Raw genomic sequence first — 23,198 nt, forward strand, 5'->3', positions numbered from 1 at the left:
CACAGCGAGTTGCGGAGGCCGTACTCGTTACTGTTGACGAAGTCGATGAAGCAGTTGAGCAGCGCGTCGTCGGCGGCCGCCTCCGGCACCACGATCGGCAGCAGCGGGAAGAACGTCTCGCTGCGGACGATGTCGTGGGTGCGGGCCCCGGCCAGGCCGTTGACCCGGACCACGGTGGGCTGGAGGAAGACTCCGGTCTCCGACGGTGTCCCGTCGACCTCGGTGCGCTGACCGCCTGTCACCAGCTCGCCGCCGAGGTCCAGGGACTGCTTGAGCAGGGCGAAGAACTTCTCGCTGCGCCGCACCGGCGAGAGCAGGACGTCCTCGTCCTCGGGGTAGCCGGGGCGGACCAGCTTGATCCGCTCCATCACCTCGGCGATGAGCTCGTCGGCGATCGCCGGGTGGACCACGACGCAGTTGGGCACCATGCAGATCTGGCCGGAGCCGTAGAACGACTCGCAGATCGCCTCGGCCGCCTTCTTCAGGTCGGCGCCCTCCCAGATGACGATGGTGTCGTTGCCGGCCAGCTCCAGGATGGGCTTCTTGCCGTTGGCGACGCACTTCTCCTGGAAGCGCAGGCCCTCCTCGCTGCCGCCGATGTAGAAGATGTCGTCGATCAGCGGGTCCTCGACCCAGTGGTCGAGCGTCTGCTTCGGGTTGCTGCACACCGCGTTCAGTACGCCGGGAGGGGCGCTGATCTCGTCCAGGAGCGGCCCGACCACGTCCCGCATCAGCCACATGGTGCTCAGCGGGATGCTGCGCGGGGCGCGCATCACGACCGCGTTGCCGGCCATGAGCGCGAGCACCGCCAGCGCCGCGCTGGGCGCCGGCGCGTTCTGCGGCGGGTTGAAGGCGACCACACCGTCCGGCTGGCGGCGGACGATCAGCCGCCGCCCCTCGTGCTCGAACTCGGTGTGCATCCGCTGCCGGTACCAGTACAGGCTCTCCTCGCTGTACACCTGCGTCAGGCAGCTCAGCTCCCAGCGGGCCAGCCGCATCGGGTGGGCCTCGGACACCAGGATGTCCAGGAACTCGTCCTTACGCCGGATCAGTTCCTCGCGGAACATGGTGCCCAGGCGCATACGGCGTTCGAGGGGGAATCCGGCCCAGGCCGGCGCGGCCGCGGCCGCGGCCTCCGAGGCCAGTTCGATGGAGTTCTTGCCGGCGATGGCGCAGCGGCCCACCACATAGGGGTGATCGGCGGCGTCGGAATCCGGATTCTGTTCCAGTTCCCGCTTCAGTGTGACGCTGGTGAAGACATCTTCGAGCAGCGACTTGGCGCTGACTGTGTAGACCCAGCCGTCCCCTTCGATATCCTTGCCTGCGATATAAAGCTTGTAGCTCTTGAGTGCCTTTTCCCGCATCAAAGGACCTTTCCGAGTTCGGTCTCGGGCCATGACAACTGTCCGCCGGAAATCGATGGTGGCAGTGGGTACTGACCCGGCGCTGACGTGCGCCTCGGGAATTACCGAAGCGCCGCTTCGATCCAGTGCTGGAGGTCGTCGGCGCAGAAGGTGTCCAGGTCCGCGACGGCGTCGGCGACACTCTCCGGGCCGCCGAACTCCAGGAACTTCTCCCGCATCAGTTCGCCATGGTGGGCCCTGGTGTGCGGGCCCGCCGCCGCGAGCGGGATCATGCGCTGCCGGGACAGGGTGCGCCCGTCGGCCAGCCGCACAGTGACCCGCGCCCCGGTGGCCTTGGCCGAGGACGTGAAGGTGGGCCGGGTGCTTTCGTCCGCCGTGTCCCGGGCGAGCGCCACCACCTCGTCGCCGCCGAAGGCGCGCAGCCACGGCCCGGCCGCCGGGCCGGCCTGGCGTACGGCCTCGCCGAAGGGCGCCTCGGAGGAGAACAGCGCCTTGGTCAGCTCGGGGTCGTGCACGAGATGCACCCGGTCCGCGAGATTCCAGCGCTCCCGGTCGTTGAGCAGCGGCATGGCGAAGTCGTTGACCGTGAGACCGCCCGTGAGCAGCGCGGTGGCCACCGGATATGGGGTGTGCAGCACCAGCGCGCCCAGCGGCGATGCGGGCCCGGCTATGTACGACGCCGCCTTCTTGGCCGCGAAGAGGGTGTAGAGGGACGCCTCGACGACGACTTCTTCGATGTCCTCCAGCCGGCAGGGCGCCAGGTCCCGGTGCAGCGCGATCGCGCAGTCCACCGCCGCGTCCACCCCGGGGCCGCCCGGCCGCATCTTGAACGAGAGCGTCTCGGTGTGCCAGCGCTCGCCGAGACCCGCGCTCACCGCCTCCGGAAGCGGCACGGACGCGAACCGGTCGAGGAATCCGTCCGGGTGCTCCAGGATGTCGGGTGCGCCACGCAGCCCCGCACGCGCCGCGTCACAGGCGTCCATGGCCGTACGTACCGGTGTGAAGGTGTTGAACAGGCGGGCGTCGCTGGCCATGAAGGCGCGCATGAGGGGCCAGTTCGGCATGGCGAAGGCCAGCCCGAGGGCATGGCCCCACACCGAGTCGTCGGCGCCTTCGCAGTGCAGCCGGCCGCTCACCGCGCCCGCCAGATGGGTATGCACCGCGCTGTGTCCGCGCAGGGGGCCGAGGGTGGCGGCGGCGGTGATCCTGGCCGCGCATTCGTTGGCCGCGATGACCGCGGTGACCAGCGCCGCGCCGTCGAGCCGCCGGTTGTAGGCGTAGGCGAGCGGGACCGAGACGGTGGAGTTGGACAGATGGCCCGCGTACGCGGTGTCGTCCAGGTTCAGCCAGGAGCCGAGTCCGGACAGCACGCACGCCGACGTCCGCGGATCGCTCTGCAGCGGCGGGCCGAACCCTTCGATCATGCGGCGGCCCAGCGGATGGGCGGCCCCCGCCCGGATGGAGGCGAGCTGCGAGAGCAGTTGGCTGCCCGCCAGTTCACGGACCCGGGTGGGTATGTCCTCAGGTCGCAGCCACGCCGCCCAGCGGCACAGCTCCTTGAGTATCGGCACGCGTCACATCCTTTTTCGGGGCGCCCCAGACCGGCAGCAGACCCGGGAGCACATCAAGGGTCATGGCGGTCCGGCCGGGCGGCTGCAGTTCGCCGTCGTGCTCGAAGGTCAGCGGGCGTCCGTCGAGCCGCTCCACGACGATCCGGCGGCCGCGGCCGTGCACCACCCCGGGAGTCTGGCCGAGGGTGCCTTCGCGGGCGAGCACGGGCACGTCCCCGGCGGGCACCTCCGCGCCCACGACACAGACGTCGAGCAGGCCGTCGTCCGGCTCGGAATGCGGCAGCACCAGGTACTGGCCGCCGCGGTAGCGGCCGCCGCCCACGTTCGCCAGGACGGTGTCGCCCTCGTGCAGCACGCGGCCGTCGACCATGACGCGCCCCGGGTAGGGGGTGAAGACCGCGGCGGCGTCGGGCAGCGCCCTGGCGTAGCGTTCGCGTCCGGTGGCGGGGATGTTCCGGGCGGTGATCAGCCCTTCGGCGATGAGGCCGGAGCAGGCCCCGAGGAGAACCAGCGCCCCGGTCTCGTTCAGCCGCCCCAGGTCGAGGTGCCGCAGTACGGCGCCGCCGCTCGAGCCACCCTCCAGGGTCGCGCCGAGCGACTCGGCCCAGGGGCTGTCGGCCCAGAGCATCCGGTAGTTGGAGTTGCCGGTGCCGGCGGGGACGATCGCCAGGGCGGTGGTGCCTGGGCGTCCGGGCGTCACGAGCCCCTCGACGGTCTCGCGTACGGTGCCGTCGCCGCCGACCGCGAACACCAGGTCGGGCACCGGGCCGGACGCGCCGCGGACCGCCGCGCGGACGGCCTCGGTGGCACTGCCGGGGTGGGTGGTGAGGTGGACCTCTACGGAGTCGAGGACACTGGCGCACAGCTCGATCACCTCGTCGATCAGTGCCGGGCAGGCCGTGCCCGCCGTCGCGTTGGCGACGACCAGAGCCCGTCGGGGAGCCGGTGAGGTCACGGTCGGCATGAGGATGATCTCCAGACGGTGCTTCGACGCGCTGCTTCGACGGACCGGTGATCTGCGGCGGAGAGGGCAGGATTCGAACCTGCGCGGGCTTGCACCCGACTGAAGTGTTACTTCGGTCCCCGATAAGCCGCTCCGGGCACCTCTCCCTGTTTTCGGTCCGGTTTCCCGTCCCGTTCACACCGCTGATACTGCCATGGGCTTCTGATATTCCGCTGACGGTCTCCTGACGTATCGCTTGACGAGTATTTCCCTCTTCCCGACCTCCAGTTGAAGGTGCTCTACTTTCTCTGTTCACCGCACTGGAGAGAGAGGGTGGAATGCCACCGACAAACACGCTGGAGAATCAGGTTCTTCAGTCGATACGTGCGTATACCCAGTCCGAGAATGCCAGTTCGTTTCTGGCGCTGAATAGGGGCACCAGCGTTTTCACCGCCCCGGGCACCGACGGCTTCATCGCCTACCGGCGTACCGGCCGCTACCTGGTCCAGTTCGGCGGCCCGTTCGCCCCGCCGGAGTCGTACGGGCCGCTGCTCGACCAGTTCATGGCCCAGGCCCGCGACGAGGAGCGCCGGGTGATCGGCGCCCAGCTCCAGCGCGCGGACGCCGAGGTGTACGCGGAGCGCGGGTTCACCGTCAACCAGTTCGGTTCCTCGTGGGTGGTCCACCTGCCGGAGTTCTCCCTGCGCGGCACCCGCTTCATGCAGCTGCGCAACAAGATCTCCCGCGCGTTGCGCAACGGCCTTCAGGTCAGCGAGGTACGACCGGAGGAGCTGACCGGTGCGATCCGGGAGATCGACGCGTCCTGGCTCGGCTCCAAGGGCGACGACGCCCGGCCGCTGGAGTTCCTGGTCGGCGAGATCGGCGGACCCGCGCAGCGGGAGCGCCGGCTCTTCCTCGGCAGCATCGACGGCAAGCCCGTCGGCTACATCTCGTACTCCCCCGTCTACGGCAGCCGGGCCGGCTGGATGCACGACCTGAGCCGCCGTATCCCCGGCGGTTCCCCGGGGCTGATGGAGGCGATCAACTCCTCCGTCATCGAGATCCTGCGCGGCGAGGGCGTCGAGTGGCTGCACTTCGGCTTCACCCCCTTCACCGGCCTGGACGAGAGCAACGAGTTTCCCTGCCGCAGCGCGTCCTTCCAGTGGCTGATGCACTTCCTGTGGGCCGAGGGCGCGGCGCTCTACCCTGCCCAGACGCAGCTGGCCTACAAGGAGAAGTGGGCCCCGCGGGCACCGGTCCCGGAGTACGTCGCCTTCGACGGACCGGCCTCGCTGGCGGCGTTCGCCCACATCTTCCGGGCCTGCAACGCCTTCTGACGGGCCGCGGTCACCAGCCGTATCCCGCAGGCGATCCAGCGACCAGCGATCCCGGCCGACCCGGCCGGTGCAGTGAGGAGAGAGTCATGTCCGCCGAACAGGCAGCCACCCCGAGCGGAACCGACCCGGCCGGGACGGACCTCCTGAAGCAACAGGTTGTCGCGTCCCTCATGGCCGTCATCGGGGCCCCCGACGACCAGGACACCGCTCGCGCCGCCGACGACGCGGTCCGCGCACTGCCGTACACCCAGGTCCGGCTGGCCATGCAGACCGCCGGCTGAACGGACCACCACCCGGTACAACGACGGCCGGTTCCAGGCCGCCATCAGGAGCACATCAGCAAAGTGCCGGACGCTCAGGTGTGTTGTCACCCGGCGTCAGACACCGGGCCACGCCCTGCCAAGGAGATCCCTCTATGCAGTCTCCGCACATCAGCGAGAACGAGTCAGGCGCTGTGCGGCCACCCGGCACGCGCCGTACACCCACGACGCAGACTCCGGCGAGCGGCGCCGGCGCGTCCGCCACCTTCGCCGAGCTGCTGCAGCGTGTGAAGGCCGAGGGTCTGCTGGACCTCGACACGCGCTACGACTACCGCAGGACGGCCCTGAACCTCGGCCTGATCCTGGCCGGTCTGATTGCCTTCTTCCTGATAGGCGACTCCTGGTGGCAGATGCCGGTCGCGGTGTGGATGGGGCTGTGCGGCGTGCAGAGCGCCTACATGTGGCACGAGGTCGGCCACAAGGCGATGTTCCGCGACAAGCGCATGGGAACCTTCGTCGCCTACTTCCACGCCAACTTCTTCAGCGGGGTCAGCTACGGCTGGTGGGTCAACCACCACAACCGGCACCACAGCCACCCCAACCACCTCACTCTCGACCCCGACATCGGCCGGCGCACCGCGATCTTCGACATCAAGCAGTACGCCACCCGCACCAGGACCCAGCGGTTCATCGTGCGCCATCAGCACGTGCTCTTCTTCGTGCTGCTCGTGCTCGAGGGCGCCAAGATGGAGCGGACCGCGATCAAGGCGATCACGGGCGGTGACACCAAGCACCCGGTCCTCGAATCGGGGCTGATCCTGCTGCGTACCGCGATCTATCTGACCGCGCTCTTCGTGGTGCTCTCGCCCCTGACCGCCGTCGTCTTCGTCCTCGTGCAGCATGCGGCGCTCGGCATCTACTTCGGTCTGATGTTCGCCCCGAACCACAAGGAGCATGGAGGTCAGGCGCCCCGAACCACAAGGGCATGGAGGTCAGGGACGGCGAGAAGGAGACCCTCGACTGGCTGGAGCGGCAGGTGCTCACCTCCCGCAACATCCGGCCCAACGCGTGGATCGACTTCGTCTACGGCGGGCTCAACTACCAGGTGGAACACCACCTCTTCCCGGCGATGCCGAAGCGGAACCTGGCCCGCGCCCGGATCCTGACCCGCGAGTACTGCAAGGAGCGTGGCGTGCCGTACGTCGAGGTGGGGTTCTGGGAGTCCTACCGGCAGGTCGCCACCTTCCTCCACGAGGTCAGCGAGCCGACCAGGAACGGAGAGGTGGCCGTCACGGACGGGGCCTGCTGACCCCGCCCCCGAGCGGGGTCAGCAGGCCCCGGGCCGCACCTGCCACCCGCCTCCGCCCCGGCCCGAGCCCGGGGCCTCACCGACCGCGCCACCGGAGACCGAGGAGCAGGACCATGGAACAGACTCGCGCTGCGTCCGATACCGCGGCGGCGCCCTCCGTCGGCGACCGGCTCGACCGGTGCCGATCACCCCCGCCCACCGCAGACTCAGACCGCGCTGCGTCCGATACCAGCGGCGGCGCCCTCCGTCGGCGACCGGCTCGACCGGATGCCGATCACCCCCGCCCACCGCAGACTCACCGCCGTTGGGTCTGTTCTTCGACACCTTCGAGAACAACCTCTCCGGCACGATCTCCCAGGTACTCCAGCACGACTTCGCCTTCGACGGCACCACCCTCAAGCTGGTACTGGCCTCGGCCTTCGTCGGGCAGTTCGTCGGCTCGGTGGTGCTCGGGCGCGTCGCCGACCGGTACGGGCGGCGACGGGCGTTTCTGATCAACCTCGCGCTGTACTCGGTGTTCTCGCTCCTCGGCGCGTTCTCCCCCAACGCCGGGCTGATCGTCACCCGTTTCTTCGCGGGCATCGGCATCGGCGCCGAACAGTCGCTGTCGGACTGCTACCTGGCGGACGTGCTGCCTGCCAAGAAGCGCGGCCGCTACACCGCCTGGGCGTACACCCTCGCCCTGGGCGTACCGGTCGTCGGCTTCGCCGCCCTGTGGCTGGTCCCGCGCCGCTGGGCATCGACGGCGGCTCTTCGTCCTCGTCGGCTCCGCCCGGTGGACACTGCGCGGCTTCGCCGCCCTGTGGCTGGTCCCGCTGAGCCCGCTGGGCATCGACGGATGGCGCTGGCTCTTCGTCCTCGGCGCCCTCGGCTCCGCCGTCCGATCGAGTCGCCCCGCTGGTTGGCCGCGAAAGGCCAAAAGGAGGAGGCGGAGCGGCTCGTCGACGAGATGGAAGCCGGACTCCGCGCGGACGTCCTGGCCAAGTCCGCGGCGGAGCGGCCGCCCGCCGGCGCCGGGGAGCGGCCCGCCGGCCGCATCGGACTGCAGGACATGTTCGGCGCCCGCCTAATTCCCTGTTAAGAGCGGCACGCCGGAAGTAGTCGACTGGTTCCGTTCGAATGAGCGGGAGGTGGCCAGGCGGGCGCCGATCGGAAGCCTTACGTCTACCAGGGCAGCAAGCCCCCCTTCGAGACTGGCGACGATCGGCGTCTCCCTGGCCGCCACCTGATCAAGCGTGGTGTGCTGCGTGGATACCTGGACATCTCACGTCGGCCAGGCAGCACATGCCTAATTCGAGACAGTTGGCGCCCGGGTCCTCGGAGCCCACCACGTGTGGTGGGTGCTTTGGTCGTGGGCGTCGGGCGGACCCGCCGCACTTTGGTGCACGTGTCGGCCAGGCAGCACATGCCTAATTCGAGACAGTTGGCGCCCGGGTCCTCGGAGCCCACCACGTGTGGTGGGTGCTGGCGCTCGTGGGCGTCGGGCGGACGACTTTGGTGCACGCGCTCCTCTGAGGGCTGTTAGGAAGAGTGATCGCCGCCCGGCGCCTCCGAGCGTCAATACCCGCCGCTTGATCACTCGTTGGAGTTGGTGGTGCGAGCCCGTCGCACGGTGATCTCTTGTAGAACCCGAGCCACTTGAGCTCCCGTCAAGACCGAGGCCCGTGAGATGAGCTGGTGCCACGAACAGCTACTGAGGTGGCGGACCAGCCTTACGGCGGAGTCCTTGAATTAGGTCGCTGCGTGGCCCTCATGTGCTCGTGACCAGCACAAACGCTCTATGGGGAGGAAGACCTTGATCTACTGCGGCATCGACTGGGCGGAGAAGACACACGACATCGCCCTTGTCGACGACAGCGGCCAGTTACTCGCGAAGCGGCACATCACCGTTACTCGACACCGAGGAGACGCCGATCCCGGTCGCGATCGAGCGAAGCGACTCGCGATCAACCCGATGGCCGCCGCCCGCTGGTCTCGCGATCACCGACGACGCGGCCGGCTACCAAATCCTGCTAGCCCTGCTTGCCGAACACGGCGACACCGAGGAGACGCCGATCCCGGTCGCGATCGAGACCTCCCGCGGACTACTGGTGGCCGTACTACGGACCGGGAAGCGCAAGGTCTTCGCGATCAACCCGATGGCCGCCGCCCGCTACCGCGACCGGACCAGCGTCTCGCGCAAGAAGTCCGCTCCTGGCGATGCACTCGTGCTGGCCAACATCCTGCGCACGGACATGCACGCCCACCGCCCCCTGCCTGAAGACAGCGATCTAAGCCGAGCAGTCGCTGTGCTCGCCCGCGCCCAGCAGGACGCGACGTGGAACCGACAGCAGGTCTCCAACCAGCTCCGCTCCCTTCTACGCGAGTACTACCCGGCCGCCCTGACAGCCTTCGAGCCCTGGCGGAACGGCCTCTGCCGACGAGAAGCACGGGAGATCTTGAAGGTGGCCCCCACACCGACCCGGGCGGCACGGCTCACGCGCACGCAACTGCAGGCCGCACTCAAGCGCGCCGGCCGCGAAAGGAGCATCGCTACCGAGGCGGACCGCATCCGTGACGTCTTCCGGGCCGAGTGGGCCCTCGGCCCGCAGGCCGCTTGCTCTGCAGGCCGCACTCAAGCGCGCCGGCCGCGAAAGGAGCATCGCTACCGAGGCGGACCGCATCCGTGACGTCTTCCGGGCCGAGTGGGCCCACCAACCCCTGCTGGTCGAAGAAGCCCTCGGCAGGCAGATGCTCGCCCTCCTGGTCCAGCTGGAGGCCGCTTGCTCGGCCGCAGACGACCTCGCCGAGGCGGTCGAAGAGGCTTTCCCTCAACACCCGGACGCTGAGATCATCCTCAGCTTCCCCGGTCTCGGCATCCAGCTCGGCGCCCGGGTGCTTGCCGAGATCGGAGACGACCGCAACCGCTTCGCCGACGCCCGCGGCCTGAAGGCATACGCAGGCGCCTCGCCCATCACCAGAGCCTCGGGAAAGAAGTCGAACGTCTCCCGCCGTTGGGTGAAGAACGACTGCCTCAACCACGCCGGCTACCTCTGGGCCTTCGCCGCCATCACTCGTTCCCCGGGCGCCAAGGTGCACTATCGGCGCCGCCGCGACCACGGAGACTGGCACGCCTCCGCCCAGAGGAACCTCTTCAACCGCATGATCGGCCAGCTCTACTGCTGCCTGCAGCACAACTGGCCCTATGACGAGGCCGTGGCCTTCCCCCGTGGCCTTCCCCGAGGGCAATGTCACCGCACAGGCAGTTGCGGCCTGACCTGTCGGCGTACAGGTCAGTCAACGCGTCCCACCGGATCCAGCCGGACGTGCACACAGGTCCCAGACGACGCTCAGGGATTGATCTCGGTTGTCCCGCATATCGAGCGTCCACGATCGGCAGGACCTATCGCGCGGCACGACAGCACGTTCGCCCGTGAGATGGGGTCTGTACGGTCTCCGGTGTAATTGATGATCAAGGAAGAGACATCAAGTGACTGACACCGTGACCGAGTGTGTGGCCGCCGGCGACCAGGCGGAGCCGTCGTTGGAGACCCCGACGGTCGAGCAGAAGCTCATTGACCAGCTCGTCGAGCAGGCCCGGAGCAAGGGGCTGCGGCTGACTGGCGAGGGCGGGCTGCTGCAGCAGTTGACCAAGACGGTTCTGGAGTCCGCCCTGGAGGGCGAGATCACCGACCATCTCGGCTACGACAAGCACGACCCGGCGGGCAAGGACGGTGGCAACAGCCGCAATGGCACCCGTTCCAAGACCGTGCTGACCGACATCGGCCCGGTCGAGATCGACGTTCCCCGCGACCGCGAGGGGTCCTTCGAGCCGGCCATCGTCAAGAAGCGGCAGCGCCGGCTGACCGGCGTCGACGAGATGGTGCTCTCGCTGTCCGCGAAGGGCCTCACACACGGGGAGATCTCCGCGCACCTGGCCGAGGTCTACGGCGCCAACGTGTCCAAGACGACCATCACCACGATCACCGACAAGGTGATGGACGGCATGGCGGAATGGCAGAACAGGCCGCTTGACCGCGTCTACCCCGTCGTCTTCATTGACGCTATCAACGTGAAGATTCGCGATGGCCAAGTAGCGAACAGGCCGATCTACGTGGCTCTGGCGGTCACTGCCGAAGGGCACCGGGACATCCTCGGGCTGTGGGCCGGCGACGGCGGCGAAGGCGCGAAACACTGGCTGCGGGTGCTGTCGGAACTGAAGAACAGAGGCGTCGAAGACGTCCTCATGCTGGTCTGCGACGGACTGAAGGGGCTGCCCAACGCGGTCGGCGAAGTCTGGCCCCGTACCGTTGTGCAAACGTGTGTGGTTCACCTCTTGCGGGCGTCGTTCAGGTACGCGGCCCGCCAGGACTGGGACAAAATCGCGAAGGCGTTGAAGCCGGTCTATACCGCGCCGAGCGAGGACGCGGCCACGACGCAGTTCCTGGAGTTCGCCGAGGTCTGGGGGAAGAAGTATCCGGCGATCGTCCGTCTCTGGGAGTCGAGTTGGGCAGAGTTCACGCCTTTCCTCCAGTTTGATGCGGAAATACGTCGCATTGTGTGCACGACCAACAGCATCGAGAGCGTCAACGCCCGCATCCGCAAGGCCGTCCGCTCCCGCGGGCACTTCCCCACGGAGCAGGCCGCCCTCAAATGCGTCTACATGGCCGTCATGAGCCTCGACCCCACCGGCGCCGGCCGCAAACGCTGGACTATGCGCTGGAAGGGTGCGATGAACGCCTTCGACATTGCCTTCGACGGCCGCCTCACTGCAGGTCAACTCTAGCCACACCAAACCCAGTTACACCTTTGACTGGACAGACCCGTGAGATGGTTGCTGATATGACAGTTGGCGCGCCGGGCAGCGAGGTTGTACTCGAGACGAGCCGCCTGCTGCTCAGACCTTGGCGGGTAGCCGAGGCTGTCGTCCAGCGTGAGCTGTGGACCGAACGTGATCCACGAGTGCCGCCGCACCGCCGAATCGACGCGGATGGACACCCCACGGTCGCGGAGCTTGAGGATTCGATCCGCACCAACCAGCTGTGGTCGATCAGGTTGCTGGCGATCGAGCGGAAGGCCTCTCGTGACGTTATCGGCTACTGCGGACTGGTCGACAGTGGGCGAGGATCGGCGGGGGAACCGGAACTGGCATTCGAGCTGCTACGCCGAGTTTGGCGTCAGGGATATGCGACCGAGGCCTCGTTGGCTGTTCTGGATTGGGCGAGATCATCTGGGTGTGAACGTCTGTGGGCCACGGTCTGGGACTGGAACACCGCTTCGCGCCGTGTGCTGGCCAAAGTCGGGTTCACCGAGACCGAGCGGAAGGAAGTGGACGCGGTGTACGGGACCACCCTGTTCACCACGAGACAGCTCTGACGCACCAATGTTGGGCATTGCGGACGGCTCCGTGCAGTGCTGGCAGGCGGCAGGTATCCCCTTTCCGTCGGCAGAAGCGGATGCGGCACGCGCTCGATGCCGGGGCGCTGGGGACGGAACATCCGGCGGCTGGCGGGCCGTTCTTATGGGTCTCGCTGAGTCCGGTGGTCGGATCAAGGTCGGTTGAATCGGACCTGCCTCCGCTCGTCTCATCGTCGATCCACACGACGTTGTGCACGTTCAGCTGTACTTGGGTGTGCACGTTGACGGCTCTGGCAAGATTTTCGTAGCCGGAGATCGGTGATCGTCAACGAACTGGAAGCGGCTGCTCACCAGCTGGTCTCGCCCGCGAAATACTTCGCGGCCCTCCGCAGGATCTCCCGCTCGAGCTCGAGTTCCTTCACCCGCGCCGCAGCTGCCGGTTCCTTCTCGATCGCGCTGGCCTCGCCGGCGCCGGGCCGGGCGGCCTGCTCGGCATCCCGGACCCCTACGCGCAGCGTCTCGTGGTTGATGCCCAGGTCCTTGGCCACCGACGAGTAACTGCCACCGCGGGTGGCCCGGTACAGCGCAACGGCATCGGCCCGGAACTCAGGGCTGTACTTCGACGTCCCCAACGGGAACTCCTGCTCCTCGGATCTTCACGATCCAATGATCAGGGTGTCCGCGATCGTGGGGCAGGCCCCGCCTGAGGTGACCCCCGGAGTGTGGACACAGGGGTTCATGCTGCGAGTGAGAGTTTAGTGTGAGCGATCACGAAATTCCCCAGGTGAGGCGGGTTCCGCGTCACGTAATTCCCCACCCCCGCGGTCACGTAATTCCCCATGGGGACGACGGACGCAGCGGGTAGTGGTCCTGGCCGTCGAGATGACGGACGCTTCCTCGATCAGTGGTTCGAGGTCGAGGGAAGCGCACGATGGCAAGGAGAACGTTCAACGTGGTCGATGTGACCGAGATCTATGTCCACTGGTACGCGGGCCGCTCCAAGAGCGAGCTGGCCGCGTCGCTGGGACTGGACCGCAAGACGATCAGGAAGTACCTGGCCCCGGCGGAGGCCGCCGGGATGGCCCCGGGCGGGGCGGCGATGGCCGCGGAGGACTGGGCCTCTCTGATCAAGGGCTGGTTCCCCGAGCTCGCCGATGCCCGGTTGCGGCAGGTGACCTGGCCCGAGATCGACAAGCACCGTGATTACATCAAGAGCCTGCTGGGGACGGTGACCGTCGCCACGATCCACCAACGGCTGCGGGACGAGAACGAGTTGGTGGTTTCGGTGTCGTCGCTTCGGCGGTGGATATCGGCGACGCTGCCCGAGGAGACCCGTCGCTCTCAGGTCACGGTCCTGCGCGACGAGATCGAGCCGGGGCTGGAGGCTCAGATCGACTACGGCTTCCTTGGCCAGTGGATCAACCCGCGGAGCGGGAAGCGGCACCGGATCTGGGCGTTCGTGATGGTGCTGCCGTGCTCGCGGCACATGTTCGTCCGCCCGGTGATCCACCTGGACCAGCACTCCTGGACCGAATCCCACGTCGAAGCCTTCAGATTCTTCGGCGGCGTCCCGCAGCGGCTGGTGCCCGACAACCTGAAGACCGGGGTGGACAAGCCCGACCTCTACGACCCTAAAATCAACAAAGCGTATGCCGAACTCGCGGCCCATTACGGTGCGTTGGTAGATCCAGCCCGCGCTCTGAAGCCAAAAGATAAACCGCGCGTCGAGCGCCCTATGCCCTATATACGTGATTCCTGGTGGCGGGGCCGGGAGTTCTTCTCGCTCGAGCAGATGCAGGCCGAGGCCATCCGGTGGTGCACCGAAGTCGCCGGTCAGCGGCAGTGCCGCCCGCTGGGCGGGGCCGCCCCGGCCTCGGTTTTCGAGGCCGTCGAGGCGTCCACGCTGCTGCCGCTGCCGAAGACCCCGTTCGTGCTCGCGAAGTGGTCGACGGCCACCGTCGGCCCGGACATTCACATCAAGGCCGGCCGCACCCTCTACTCGGTGCCGTGGAAACTGATGGGCAAGCGGGTCGACGTCCGCTCGACCGCGACCTTCGTGCAGGTCTTCCACGACGGCGAACTGGTCAAGACCCACGGGGCACTTGAGCAGGGCAAGCGCACCCATGCCAGCGACTACCCGCCGGAGAAGATCGCTTTCCACATGCGGACCCCGACCTGGTGCCGGACCCAGTCCGCGCAGGTCGGCACGGCCTGCCGCGAGGTGGTCGATGGGCTGCTGGAGGTCAACGCGCTCTATCGGCTCCGCGCCGCCCAGGGGATCCTCGGCCTGCGCAAGAAGTACGGCGAGGGCAGGCTGGAGGCCGCCTGCGCCAAGGCGACCCTGGTCGGCGACCCGTCCTATCGCACGATCAAGGGCATCCTCGTCGCCGGCACCGAGACCGAGCCGGCCCCCGAATCCTCCGGCGATGGCGGAGCCGCCGCCTTCCTGCACGGACCTCAGCGGCTCTTCGCGACCGCGACACCCCCCGACATGACGAACGACGACCGTGATGACCACCGTCACGAAGAAGGAGTGGCGTGATGAGCATCATGGACACCGCCCTGCGGGACGCGCTTCGCGCGCTGAAGCTCTCGGGCATGCTGGAAGACACACGTCGCCCAGGCACTCGGACATATGGCGATCCGCCAGGGCGCCAACGTCCGCTTCGCCAAGACCAGCCGGGTTCTGGCCGACCTGGCCGGCGGCCACGCGGACCGCACCTGGGACCGCCGACTGCGCGAACTGGTACGGCCCGACGTGCTCATCCTGGACGACTTCGCGATGCGCCAGCTGACCGCGGCCCAGGCCGACGACCTCTACGAGCTGGTCTCCGAGCGGCAGGGCCGGTCGCTGATCCTGACCAGCAACAGGGCGCCGAGCGACTGGTATCCGCTCTTCCCCAACCCCGTCGTCGCCGAGTCCCTCCTGGACCGGCTCATCAACACCAGCCATCAGGTGATCATGAACGGTCCCAGCTACCGCCCCAACAAGCGGCCCCGCGCAGGCGTCACCGACAAGACAAACAAGCCCTCGATCAAGTAGACATGGACGAGGCCAGGACCTGGGGAATTACGTGACGCTGAGCCCGGGGAATTACGTGATCGTCCACATTTAGCTGTCCTGTGGTGCTGCTGTTCGAACTCCATTGGAGAGAGGTAGTCGAGCGCGCTGTGGCGTCGGCAGGCGTTGTAGTAGGTGAGCCACTGGAAGATCTCCAGCCTGGCCTGTCGCATCGTCACGAACAGCTTCCCGTGCATTGCTTCTCGCTTCAGTCCCTGCCAGAAGCTCTCGGCCAGGGCGTTGTCATAGCTCGAGCCGACCCTTCCCATGCTCCTGCGGATGCCGTGCCGGTCACAGACCTGCGCGAACGCGGCCGACGTATATTGCGATCCGCGGTCCGCGTGGAAGATCACCCCGGTGACGTCACCGCCGCGGGCTGCGACCGCGGCCTGGAGCGCGTCGATGACGAGCCCGGCCCGCATGTGCGGGGCCATCGAGTAGCCGAGCACCCGGCGCGAGCGGATGTCGATGACGCAGGCGAGATAGAGCCACGCGGCTCCGACCTGCACGTATGTGATGTCGCCGCACCACTTCTCGTCCAGAGTGACAGCGGTGAAGTCCCGCTGAACCAGGTCCGCCACCGGCGGCGCGAGCCGGTCAGGGACCGTGGTGCGCTTCTTCTTCCGCAGGTGGCGGCCGGTGATGCCGTGCTTGCGCATCAGCCTGGCCACCCGCTTGCGGTTGACAATGTGGCCGAAACCGCGCAGTTCGGCATGGACTCGGAGCGCGCCATAGTTCCCGCGGTGTTCGGCATGGATCTCGCGGATCTCCTCGACCAGGGCATCCTCGGTGGCCTGCCGGACGGCCCGCGTCTGGGCGCCGGCGATCCACCGGTAGTAGCCCGAGCGGGAGACTTCCAGTACCCGGCATATCCGCTTGATGCCGAACATCTCGGCGTGGGCGGAGATGAAGTCCCAAGCGGCAGTCTTCACTTCATCTCCCGGGCAAAATAGGCGGCTGCCCGTCGCAGGATCTCCCGCTCGAGCTGCCATTCCTTCTCCGCCTTGGCCAGCCTGGCGTTCTCCGCGCGCAGCAGGGCCAGCTCGGCCTCGGTGTCCTGCGACCCGCCGGAGGCGGCCGGACCGTCGTCGGCGTCACGCACCCAGGTCCGCAGCGTCTCGGGGTTGACGTTCAGATCGGCCGCGACGTCCCTGAACGTCCGCCTTCCCGCCGATGCCCGCCACAACGCGATCGCGTCGGACCGGAACTCCGCACTGTACTTCGAGGGCCTTGCCATGTGGATCTACACCTTCCTGGACCATCAAGATCCATTGTTAGGTGTGTCCACACCACGGGGGTCACCTCATAGGCAACAGGGTCACCCAGTGGGTCAAAGTTCGACCGCCCAAACTGGGTCAGGATTCAGCCGTCGCCGACACTCACTCCTCCGCCACCGCGTCGTCCTGATCGCCCACCTCCGCCGCCGCTATGCGGACCGGTCGACCCTCGCACCGAGATGACCTCCGGCTACGAAAATCTTGCCAGAGCCACGTTGACTCGCACGCCGACATGCACCAAGGATCGATCCGTTGGTTCGACCGCCCCCAGCAGCCGACTTGACGCACTAACCGCCTGAGGTGTCTCGCGGAGCAGTACCCCACGGAGATCCGGGCGGCGGCCTCGGGCATCGCGTACTCGCTGTCCAAGCTCAGCGCCGCGGCCCTGCCGTTCATCATGCTGCCGGTGCTCGACAACTACGGCCCGGGCGCGATGTTCGGCGTCATCGCCGGCGCCATGGCCCTGCTGGTGAGCGTGGTACTCGTCCTGGGAACCCGGTCGACGGGCAAACCCGTTGACCGACACTGACCGGCACTGACCGGCACTGACCGGCCCGATGCGGCCCGATGCGGCCGCACGCAACGGCCGCAGCACGCACAGGTGCCGGACCACCCCGAGGGGTGGTCCGGCACCTGTGCGAGAACCGTCAGGCCAGTGAAGCGAGCGAGGACCGCTCCGCGGCGAGATAGGCCGTCATCTGCGCCAGGGTCGGGTACTCCCAGGCCACCGCCGGGTCCAGCGCGAGGTTGAACTTCTCCTCGACGTCGCCGAACAAGGCAAGCGCGGCGACGGAGTCCAATCCGTACTCGGCATACGGCACGACAGGGTTGATTTCGGCCACCGGCAGGGACACATGGGCGCCCAGCCTCTCGGTGAGCCAGCCGAGGATCTCGCCCTCGGACATGACCGGCGCGCTCTTCGCCATGTGCAGCTCCTTACCCGTTCCGTCATTGGTGGGGAATGCCCTTCCAGACTGACCCACGCCACTCAACCCCAGCTGGAGTCGGCCGCCTCCCGGGCCCCGGGACCCCCCATCCTCAAGTGCTTCTTGAGCGGTTCTTGGCACCGTGATCACACCGAACCGCCGGCTCCGCGATCCGCGCGGAGCCGGCGGTATCCGCCGCGCGGTCCATCGGCCGTCGCTGGGTTCCGGAGGAATCATGAGCGCAGCCAGAGAGCAGGCACGTCCCGTGACCGATCCCCAGACGTTCCGGGACGCCATGGCACTGCTCGCCGCTCCCGTCTCGGTGGTCACCGCCCTCGACGAGACCGGCCGCCGGTGGGGATTCACCGCCAGCTCGGTGTCGTCCGTGTCGCTGGACCCGCCTCTGGTGATGGTCGGCATCGCGCTCACGTCGAGCTGCCACGCGGCGATGGCCGCCGCGGACGAGTTCGCCGTCAACATCCTCGGCGAGGGCCACCGCCCGGTCGCGCAGCGGTTCGCCGCGCGCGGGGTGGACCGGTTCGCCGGCGGCGAGTTCGGCAGCTGGCCGGGCAGCACGGCACTGCCGTACCTGCCGGACGCGAAGGCGCTGCTGCGCTGCCGCACCGTGTCCGTGATCCGCGCGGGCGACCACGACCTGCTCCTGGGCACCCCTCTTGAGATACGGACGAACGACGCCGCGGTACCGCCGCTGCTGTGGTATCGGCGCGGGTTCCACACACCGGTGCCCGCCGTCGCCTGACAGCGCGGCGCCCCGGCTCAAGTCATTCTCATCCGGACTTCGAACGCCTGCGGGGATCGTGGTCACCACAACCGGCGCACCGCAAACGGGGATCGGGACCGGCCACCCCGGCCGACCCCGCCTGGCAGGTGCGGCGATTGGGACGCCTCCACCTCCCTGCCGTGTGTCAGGTGACGGAAGTGTCCGCCAGACCCGCGCACGGCGACGCGGATGGCCCACAAAGCCATCCCGCACTGCTGCCCGACCCGGGGCAGCAGTCGACGCGGCGCGGCTGCGAGTCGGCTGCAGCGCGCTCTCACCCCCGTGGGCGCGCAGCAGCCGCCTCTCAGGGGCCACCGCGCGTCGCCGCGTGCCCCCTCCCCCGCCGGGCCCTCGGTTGCGCAGACGACTTGCCGGTACGCGGCCTTCCGCGCCGCCCATCCCGCTGCTCTGCGCCCCGGCGAACCACGCCCACCGCCGAACGCCCCGGTAGGCACCCGGCTGAGACCGGCCGTCCGGACCGCACTGCGCACGGCGGTCACCCGGCCCGAACGGCGGCGCTTTCGAGTGCGAGGGCGAGCTCAGCGGCGCTGGTCGCGGCGCTGGCGAGCACCACGAGTGGGGCCCGGCCGGCGTGCTCCGCGAGGAGCCGGGCGAGTTCGCAGGCGGCGGCTCCGGCGCCGGAGAAGCCGCCCAGTACGAGCGGGGCGCCCGTCTCGGCCAGCGGCCGCAGTGCGGCGTACCCGTCCCGCGTTCCGGCCGCGGCGGGGTGCAGCAGGATGAGCGCCGCGGGCCCCGTGTACCGCCGGACGAGCTGGTCGTAGCGGGAGCGGGGGGCACCGGGCGCCGGCACGAGGCAGACGGTGCCCGCGCCCGGGCCACCTGCGGCGCGCAGCGTGAGGAGCGCGGGCCCGGCGGCGGCCGGGGGGGCGGGCAGCAGGGCGAGAACATCGGCGAGTGTGGTCGACTCGTCGGCCACGCGCGGGAGTTCACGCAGCAGCAGGGCACTGTGCGCGAGGGCGCCGCAAGCGTCGGACGCCCCGGCGCGGTCGTAGGAGACGGTCAGGCGCAGGCCGCCCGCTTGGTCGTAGCGGGCGACGAGCGTGAGGGGGAAGGCGGTCCGGGCGCCGGTGGTCCGCGGTGGGGTGACGCGGATGCCCTGGGCGGCGAATTCCGTCGCCGGCCAGTCCGGCCAGGGGTGCCCGTCGAAGACGAGCAGCGTGCCGGCCTGCCCGCCACGCCCGTACGGCCGACCGGCACGGTCCTGGGTCCAGGCGCGGATCTGGCCGGCGGAGACCCACTCGTAGGCGGCCATGTCCAGTGCCCGGTCGCCTACCTCGGCCAGCAGCGCGGGCACGGTCGCCCCGGGGTCGACGGTGACCGTCATGGGCAGCGGATTACGCAGCGCCCCCGGCAGTCGCGCCACCCCGCCGAGCGGAACGCCGCGTCCGGGCACGGTCACGCCGAAGCCGACCGGCACCGGACCGTCGGCGCCGGTGGCGCGGTACAGCAGCAGCGCCCACACCGCCTGGAGCACACTGCTCCCCGTACTGCCCCAGGCCCCGGCCCAGGAGGTCAGCAGCGCCGTCTCGGCCGGGGTGAGCCGCAGCTGCGCACGGCCGGTGCCCGTCGTGCTGGAGGCCCGTGCCGGTACGGCCGCCGCGGGAGACAGCGCGGCGGCCGCCGGTGGCGCGGGACGGGACCAGAACTCCCTGGCGGCCCCGGTGTCCTGGGTGGCGAGCCAGCGCGCGTAGTCACCGAGGTCGGGGCGCCGGTCACCACCGGCCAGCCGGCCGCCCGCCAGATAGGCGCGGGAGAACTCCTGAAGCAGCAGGCGCGCGCTCCAGTCGTCGAGCAGGGTGTGGTGGTAGGTGAGCAGGACCCGGGTGCGGGGGCCGTCTGCGGGCGGCGCGTGAAGCAGCGTCAGCCGCAGCGGTCCCGGACGGCGTGGGTCGACGCCCCGCAGCCGGTCCTGCTCGACGAGCGCGTCCCAGCCTTCGGCGCCCCGACCGGTCTCGTCCGGCAGGTGCCGGCGTACGACCTCGGGCGTGACGTGGTCGTGCAGCACGATCCGGGGCCCGTCCGTGGCGTCGAAGGCGGCGCGCAGCACGCTCTCGCGGTCGAAGACGGACTGCCATGCGGCGGTGAAGCGGTCGGTGTCGAGCGGCCCGTGCCAGTCCCAGGTGAGCTGTTCGACGTGGCGGCCGGTGCCGGGGTGCGCGTCGGCGTCGGCAAGCAGTTCGCGCTGCAGCGGAGTCGGCTCGACGCCGCGCACCGGCGGGCCGTGAGCCGCTTGGCCGGACCGCTTCCCCAGGTCGCCGCGCCTCGCGCCGCCCGGGGCCCCTACCGCATCCCCGGCGTCGGCGGGAGCGGGCGCAGGCTCCGGGGCGGGGGCCGGCGCGGGCCCGGCGGTGGGCGGGCCGGTGAGCAGGTCGGCCAGCAGGCCCGCCGGGAAATCACCGGCACCCCCCGGCACCAGCCGAAGCGTGTGATGGCCAGGGCCGTGCCACCGCAGCCGGTGCTGCCAGGTGCGGGCCCCCGGGCGGCGCGCGGCGAGCTGCCCGAGGGCGTCCTCGATGCGTCCGGTCTCCAGCGGCCCGCGTAGTTCCAGTACGACCGCAGTGCCGCAGGACGGCTGCCCGGAGTCGACGAGCACGGTCAACGGCCCGTGCCCGCTCGTGTGCTCCGGCGGGTGTGAGGAGCGGTTGACTGTCATCGGCTTCGGGGCGCGCGCATCCGCGTACATCCGCGACACGGCAGACCCCTCCCTCCCTTCTCTGTGGATCTACGGATACGGATCTACGGCAGCACTACGGCCGGGCACGCGTACGAGAGATGCGCCCCGGCCGCGCCCGCCGCGGGCCCCGGACATGGCCGTACGGTCGGCACGGACGCGGACGCTGTCCGGCAGGCCAGCGGCTGTGGCGGGCGGCGCCGGATTTCTCCGGCGGCCTTGGACCGCGGCCCGACCGCGGGGGTCCAAGGGGGCGGTCGCTGCCACCGGGCCGCTCCTCGACGATCCAGGAGCAGCTCATCATCACGTCCTCCGGGTCCTTTGGGCTCACCTGCTGGAAGTCGACGCGCCTGGCCTCCGGTTCCTGCACGCGGCGCGACAGCCAGGAGCTGACCCGGCCGCCCGCCATCGCGCACATGCGCAGCCGTTCGTGCGTCCCGTCGAACTCCAACGGCTCCACGTGCACATGCGGCGCACAGAGCAGCGGCCGGTGTGCCAGCACACCTGCTCGAACTCCTCGGCATCGACGAAACCAGACCCGCCGGCCGCAGACCCGCATCCCCATGTGCGAAGTCACCGGCTAGGCGGCGTAGAGGTCGAACGTGGAAGTGCGGCGCGGCCCGCGGGTCACGTCCAGGGCCGGGTCGACGGTCAGCATCGCCTGCTGCAGCCGCTGGAGCTGCGGCGAGGGCTCCACACCGAGGTCGTCGATCAGGCGGGTGCGCAGCCTGCGGTAGACGTCCAGCGCCGTGGCCTGCCGGCCCGACCGGTACAGCGCCACCATCGCCTGCGAGTGCAGGCCCTCGTGCTGCGGGTGCCGGGCCGTCAGGTAGGTCAGTTCGGAGAGGAGTTCGCTGTGCCGCCCGAGCCGCAGATCGACGTCGATGCGCCGCTCGACGGTGACCAGCCGGCACTCCTCCAGCCGCATGACCTCGATCTCCAGGATCGGGCCGAGGCGCACATCCACGAGCGCGGGGCCGTTCCACATCGCCAGCGCGTCACGGTAGCGGCGCAGGGCTTCCTCGTCGTCGCCGTCCTCGGCGGCCCCCTGCGCCGCGGCCACCAACTGCCCGTAACGGTGGGCGTCGACGCTCGCGGGCGGGATCTGCAGCAGATAGCCGCCGTGCCGGGTGGCCAGCACCTCCTTCGCGGTGCCGGGCGCGTCGGGCCCCATCGCCGTACCGAGCAGCCGTCGCAGCTGGAGGATGTACGTCTGCAGGGTCGTCATCGCGCTCTGCGGCAGGTTGGTGCCCCAGACCTCCTCCATCAGAGTGGGCACGGGCATCACCCGGCCCGGGTAGAAGGCGAGCAGGGACAGAAGCTGCCGCGGTTTTGCCGCGGTCGGCACGATGGACACCCCGTTGATGTCCGCACTCAGCGGGCCCATAACCTGAATCTCCACGGCTTCCTCCATACCTCGTCGGATTCCGTCGGTGGCCTGCAGCCGTCGACGCGCAGCACGCTAGCCCCGTTCGCGCCGTACGCCCGAGATCTCCAGCCGCACTCAAGCAGCCTTCGAAAGCACACCGGCCGGGGCTGCTCCGTACCGCTGGAGAACGTCTTGGCCCGCGCTCGAACCGGACTCGTACGAGAGCCCCACCGGCTCCACCGCGGCTACACTTCGCCCGGCGCACACCCACGCGAGCACCATGAACACCGGCAGGAACCGTCAGTTCGTCTCCTGCACCTGGTGGGAGCCGTTACCGCGGGCAGGGGCGCCCGAACCGGCCGGCATGACCTGACGTGCGGTCAGCAGCGGCAGCATCAGCTCCCAGAAACCCGTGATGTTCCGTTCGGAGAGCCACTTGGCGTCCTCACAGCCGAGAACCACGAAACCCACCGTCGCCGCCACGATGGTCTGCGTGGCCCGCTGTGCCGACACCCCGTCGGCCAGACTGCCCTCGCGCTCGGCCCACCGCAGCGTCTCCTCGATCCACCGCTGCCACTCCTGGCGCAGGGTCGCTCCGTTCCCGCGCGACTGGTCACCGCCCAGCTCGAAACCGGCGCGGACGACAATGTCGCCCGCCAGAGCGCCCATCAGATGGTGAGTGACGTCGACGAGCGTCTGCAGCGCGCTGCTCTCCCCCTGCGTTGCCACCCTGGTGACGCGGCGCATGGCCTGCGCCGCCTCGTCCTCGACGGCCTGCGCGAGTGCCTTCTTGTTCTCGAAGTGGAAGTGCAGCGCGCCGTTGCTGACGCCGGCGCGCCTGCTGATCGTGGCGAGCGAAGCGACTGCGAAGCCCTCCTGCGCGAATGCCTCGGCGGCAGCGCGGATCAGTGATTCTCGCGTGCGGGCAGCGCGCTCCTGCTTGACCATCAGTTGTCTCCTGGCTCGGGGCG

17 protein-coding genes, 1 tRNA gene and 6 pseudogenes are annotated in these 23,198 nt (G+C 69.2%); 13 read left to right on the top strand and 11 right to left on the bottom strand.

Annotation, left to right across the window (positions count from 1 at the left end):
• Nucleotides 1-65 precede the first annotated feature (65 nt).
• The 4 genes and pseudogenes from ACU6WZ_RS00005 to ACU6WZ_RS00020 form a co-directional block, all read right to left on the bottom strand.
• Nucleotides 66-1,397, bottom strand: a pseudogene (locus tag ACU6WZ_RS00005) (aldehyde dehydrogenase family protein); the annotation flags it as partial.
• 68 nt (nucleotides 1,398-1,465) lie between these two features.
• A complete protein-coding gene (locus ACU6WZ_RS00010) occupies nucleotides 1,466-2,935 on the bottom strand; it encodes an MmgE/PrpD family protein (RefSeq protein WP_447031022.1) in 1,470 nt (489 codons plus the stop codon).
• Nucleotides 2,886-3,899 (bottom strand): diacylglycerol/lipid kinase family protein, encoded by a 1,014-nt coding sequence (locus ACU6WZ_RS00015; protein WP_447031021.1) that lies wholly within the window; start codon nucleotides 3,897-3,899, stop codon nucleotides 2,886-2,888. Before ACU6WZ_RS00015 ends, ACU6WZ_RS00010 begins: the two co-directional genes overlap by 50 nt.
• Nucleotides 3,900-3,957: 58 nt before the next feature.
• Nucleotides 3,958-4,045, bottom strand: a tRNA-Val gene (locus ACU6WZ_RS00020).
• 171 nt (nucleotides 4,046-4,216) lie between these two features.
• On the opposite strand from ACU6WZ_RS00020, the gene ACU6WZ_RS00025 reads away from it, so the two are divergent.
• The 9 genes and pseudogenes from ACU6WZ_RS00025 (at nucleotide 4,217) to ACU6WZ_RS00065 (ending at nucleotide 12,139) form a co-directional block, all read left to right on the top strand.
• A complete protein-coding gene (locus ACU6WZ_RS00025) occupies nucleotides 4,217-5,215 on the top strand; it encodes an MprF family protein (protein ID WP_447031019.1) in 999 nt (332 codons plus the stop codon).
• Between the two features lie 86 nt (nucleotides 5,216-5,301).
• Nucleotides 5,302-5,496, top strand: a complete 195-nt coding sequence (locus ACU6WZ_RS00030) for a hypothetical protein (protein ID WP_447031040.1) — start codon at nucleotides 5,302-5,304, stop codon at nucleotides 5,494-5,496.
• Between the two features lie 437 nt (nucleotides 5,497-5,933).
• Nucleotides 5,934-6,356: pseudogene (locus ACU6WZ_RS00035) on the top strand (fatty acid desaturase); the annotation flags it as partial.
• Between the two features lie 104 nt (nucleotides 6,357-6,460).
• Entirely contained in the window at nucleotides 6,461-6,784 is a 324-nt protein-coding gene (locus ACU6WZ_RS00040; RefSeq protein ID WP_447031041.1) for a fatty acid desaturase family protein, read from the top strand.
• Nucleotides 6,785-7,088: 304 nt separating this feature from the next.
• Complete coding sequence (locus ACU6WZ_RS00045; protein WP_447031043.1) at nucleotides 7,089-7,865, top strand: MFS transporter; 777 nt, start codon at nucleotides 7,089-7,091, stop codon at nucleotides 7,863-7,865.
• A 699-nt stretch (nucleotides 7,866-8,564) separates the two neighbouring features.
• Nucleotides 8,565-9,363, top strand: a pseudogene (locus tag ACU6WZ_RS00050) (IS110 family transposase); the annotation flags it as partial.
• A 28-nt stretch (nucleotides 9,364-9,391) separates the two neighbouring features.
• A pseudogene (locus ACU6WZ_RS00055) lies at nucleotides 9,392-9,991 on the top strand (transposase); the annotation flags it as partial.
• Nucleotides 9,992-10,277: 286 nt separating this feature from the next.
• Entirely contained in the window at nucleotides 10,278-11,549 is a 1,272-nt protein-coding gene (locus tag ACU6WZ_RS00060) for an IS256 family transposase (RefSeq protein ID WP_447034019.1), read from the top strand.
• A 56-nt stretch (nucleotides 11,550-11,605) separates the two neighbouring features.
• Entirely contained in the window at nucleotides 11,606-12,139 is a 534-nt protein-coding gene (locus tag ACU6WZ_RS00065; protein WP_447031044.1) for a GNAT family N-acetyltransferase, read from the top strand.
• A 329-nt stretch (nucleotides 12,140-12,468) separates the two neighbouring features.
• Here the strand turns inward: ACU6WZ_RS00065 and ACU6WZ_RS00070 are convergent, their stop codons facing one another.
• Nucleotides 12,469-12,753 carry a transposase gene (locus ACU6WZ_RS00070; RefSeq protein WP_447031010.1) on the bottom strand — a complete coding sequence of 95 codons (285 nt, stop codon included), beginning with the start codon at nucleotides 12,751-12,753 and terminating at the stop codon, nucleotides 12,469-12,471.
• A gap of 320 nt (nucleotides 12,754-13,073) precedes the next feature.
• On the opposite strand from ACU6WZ_RS00070, the gene istA reads away from it, so the two are divergent.
• Together istA and ACU6WZ_RS00080 are read left to right on the top strand one after the other, a co-directional pair.
• Nucleotides 13,074-14,663: an IS21 family transposase gene (gene istA, locus ACU6WZ_RS00075; protein WP_447033763.1), complete on the top strand. Its 1,590-nt coding sequence runs from the start codon at nucleotides 13,074-13,076 to the stop codon at nucleotides 14,661-14,663.
• 63 nt (nucleotides 14,664-14,726) lie between these two features.
• Nucleotides 14,727-15,164, top strand: a pseudogene (locus tag ACU6WZ_RS00080) (ATP-binding protein); the annotation flags it as partial.
• An 86-nt stretch (nucleotides 15,165-15,250) separates the two neighbouring features.
• Here the strand turns inward: ACU6WZ_RS00080 and ACU6WZ_RS00085 are convergent.
• Nucleotides 15,251-16,419 (bottom strand): annotated as a pseudogene (locus ACU6WZ_RS00085) (IS3 family transposase); the annotation flags it as partial.
• 401 nt (nucleotides 16,420-16,820) lie between these two features.
• Here ACU6WZ_RS00085 and ACU6WZ_RS00090 point away from each other — a divergent pair.
• A complete protein-coding gene (locus ACU6WZ_RS00090) occupies nucleotides 16,821-16,988 on the top strand; it encodes a hypothetical protein (RefSeq protein ID WP_447034301.1) in 168 nt (55 codons plus the stop codon).
• Between the two features lie 118 nt (nucleotides 16,989-17,106).
• Here the strand turns inward: ACU6WZ_RS00090 and ACU6WZ_RS00095 are convergent, their stop codons facing one another.
• Entirely contained in the window at nucleotides 17,107-17,385 is a 279-nt protein-coding gene (locus ACU6WZ_RS00095) for an acyl carrier protein (protein WP_447031009.1), read from the bottom strand.
• Between the two features lie 235 nt (nucleotides 17,386-17,620).
• Here ACU6WZ_RS00095 and ACU6WZ_RS00100 point away from each other — a divergent pair, with 235 nt between their 5' ends.
• The gene (locus ACU6WZ_RS00100) at nucleotides 17,621-18,145 is read left to right on the top strand and encodes a flavin reductase family protein (protein ID WP_447031008.1); all 525 of its coding nucleotides are present in this window, start codon (nucleotides 17,621-17,623) and stop codon (nucleotides 18,143-18,145) included.
• A 517-nt stretch (nucleotides 18,146-18,662) separates the two neighbouring features.
• Here the strand turns inward: ACU6WZ_RS00100 and ACU6WZ_RS00105 are convergent.
• The 4 genes from ACU6WZ_RS00105 to ACU6WZ_RS00120 all read right to left on the bottom strand — a co-directional run bounded on the left by ACU6WZ_RS00105 (nucleotide 18,663) and on the right by ACU6WZ_RS00120 (nucleotide 23,175).
• Nucleotides 18,663-20,870: a condensation domain-containing protein gene (locus ACU6WZ_RS00105; RefSeq protein WP_447034298.1), complete on the bottom strand. Its 2,208-nt coding sequence runs from the start codon at nucleotides 20,868-20,870 to the stop codon at nucleotides 18,663-18,665.
• A gap of 64 nt (nucleotides 20,871-20,934) precedes the next feature.
• Nucleotides 20,935-21,360 (bottom strand): SRPBCC family protein, encoded by a 426-nt coding sequence (locus ACU6WZ_RS00110; RefSeq protein ID WP_447031007.1) that lies wholly within the window; start codon nucleotides 21,358-21,360, stop codon nucleotides 20,935-20,937.
• A gap of 78 nt (nucleotides 21,361-21,438) precedes the next feature.
• The gene (locus ACU6WZ_RS00115) at nucleotides 21,439-22,260 is read right to left on the bottom strand and encodes an AfsR/SARP family transcriptional regulator (protein WP_447031006.1); all 822 of its coding nucleotides are present in this window, start codon (nucleotides 22,258-22,260) and stop codon (nucleotides 21,439-21,441) included.
• Between the two features lie 267 nt (nucleotides 22,261-22,527).
• Nucleotides 22,528-23,175, bottom strand: coding sequence for a ScbR family autoregulator-binding transcription factor (locus tag ACU6WZ_RS00120; protein ID WP_447031005.1), 648 nt, complete (start codon nucleotides 23,173-23,175; stop codon nucleotides 22,528-22,530).
• Nucleotides 23,176-23,198: the final 23 nt, after the last annotated feature.

The organism is Streptomyces hypolithicus (assembly GCF_052934925.1).

Excerpts from the sequence above, each read along its gene's own strand:
- ACU6WZ_RS00030 (WP_447031040.1), top strand. The coding sequence starts at position 5,302 with ATGTCCGCCGAACAGGCAGCCACCCCGAGCGGAACCGACCCGGCCGGG.
- ACU6WZ_RS00120 (WP_447031005.1), bottom strand. The coding sequence starts at position 23,175 with ATGGTCAAGCAGGAGCGCGCTGCCCGCACGCGAGAATCACTGATCCGC.
- ACU6WZ_RS00095 (WP_447031009.1), bottom strand. The coding sequence starts at position 17,385 with ATGGCGAAGAGCGCGCCGGTCATGTCCGAGGGCGAGATCCTCGGCTGG.
- ACU6WZ_RS00105 (WP_447034298.1), bottom strand. The coding sequence starts at position 20,870 with ATGTACGCGGATGCGCGCGCCCCGAAGCCGATGACAGTCAACCGCTCC.
- ACU6WZ_RS00025 (WP_447031019.1), top strand. The coding sequence starts at position 4,217 with ATGCCACCGACAAACACGCTGGAGAATCAGGTTCTTCAGTCGATACGT.
- ACU6WZ_RS00040 (WP_447031041.1), top strand. The coding sequence starts at position 6,461 with ATGGAGGTCAGGGACGGCGAGAAGGAGACCCTCGACTGGCTGGAGCGG.
- ACU6WZ_RS00100 (WP_447031008.1), top strand. The coding sequence starts at position 17,621 with ATGAGCGCAGCCAGAGAGCAGGCACGTCCCGTGACCGATCCCCAGACG.
- ACU6WZ_RS00015 (WP_447031021.1), bottom strand. The coding sequence starts at position 3,899 with ATGCCGACCGTGACCTCACCGGCTCCCCGACGGGCTCTGGTCGTCGCC.
- ACU6WZ_RS00065 (WP_447031044.1), top strand. The coding sequence starts at position 11,606 with ATGACAGTTGGCGCGCCGGGCAGCGAGGTTGTACTCGAGACGAGCCGC.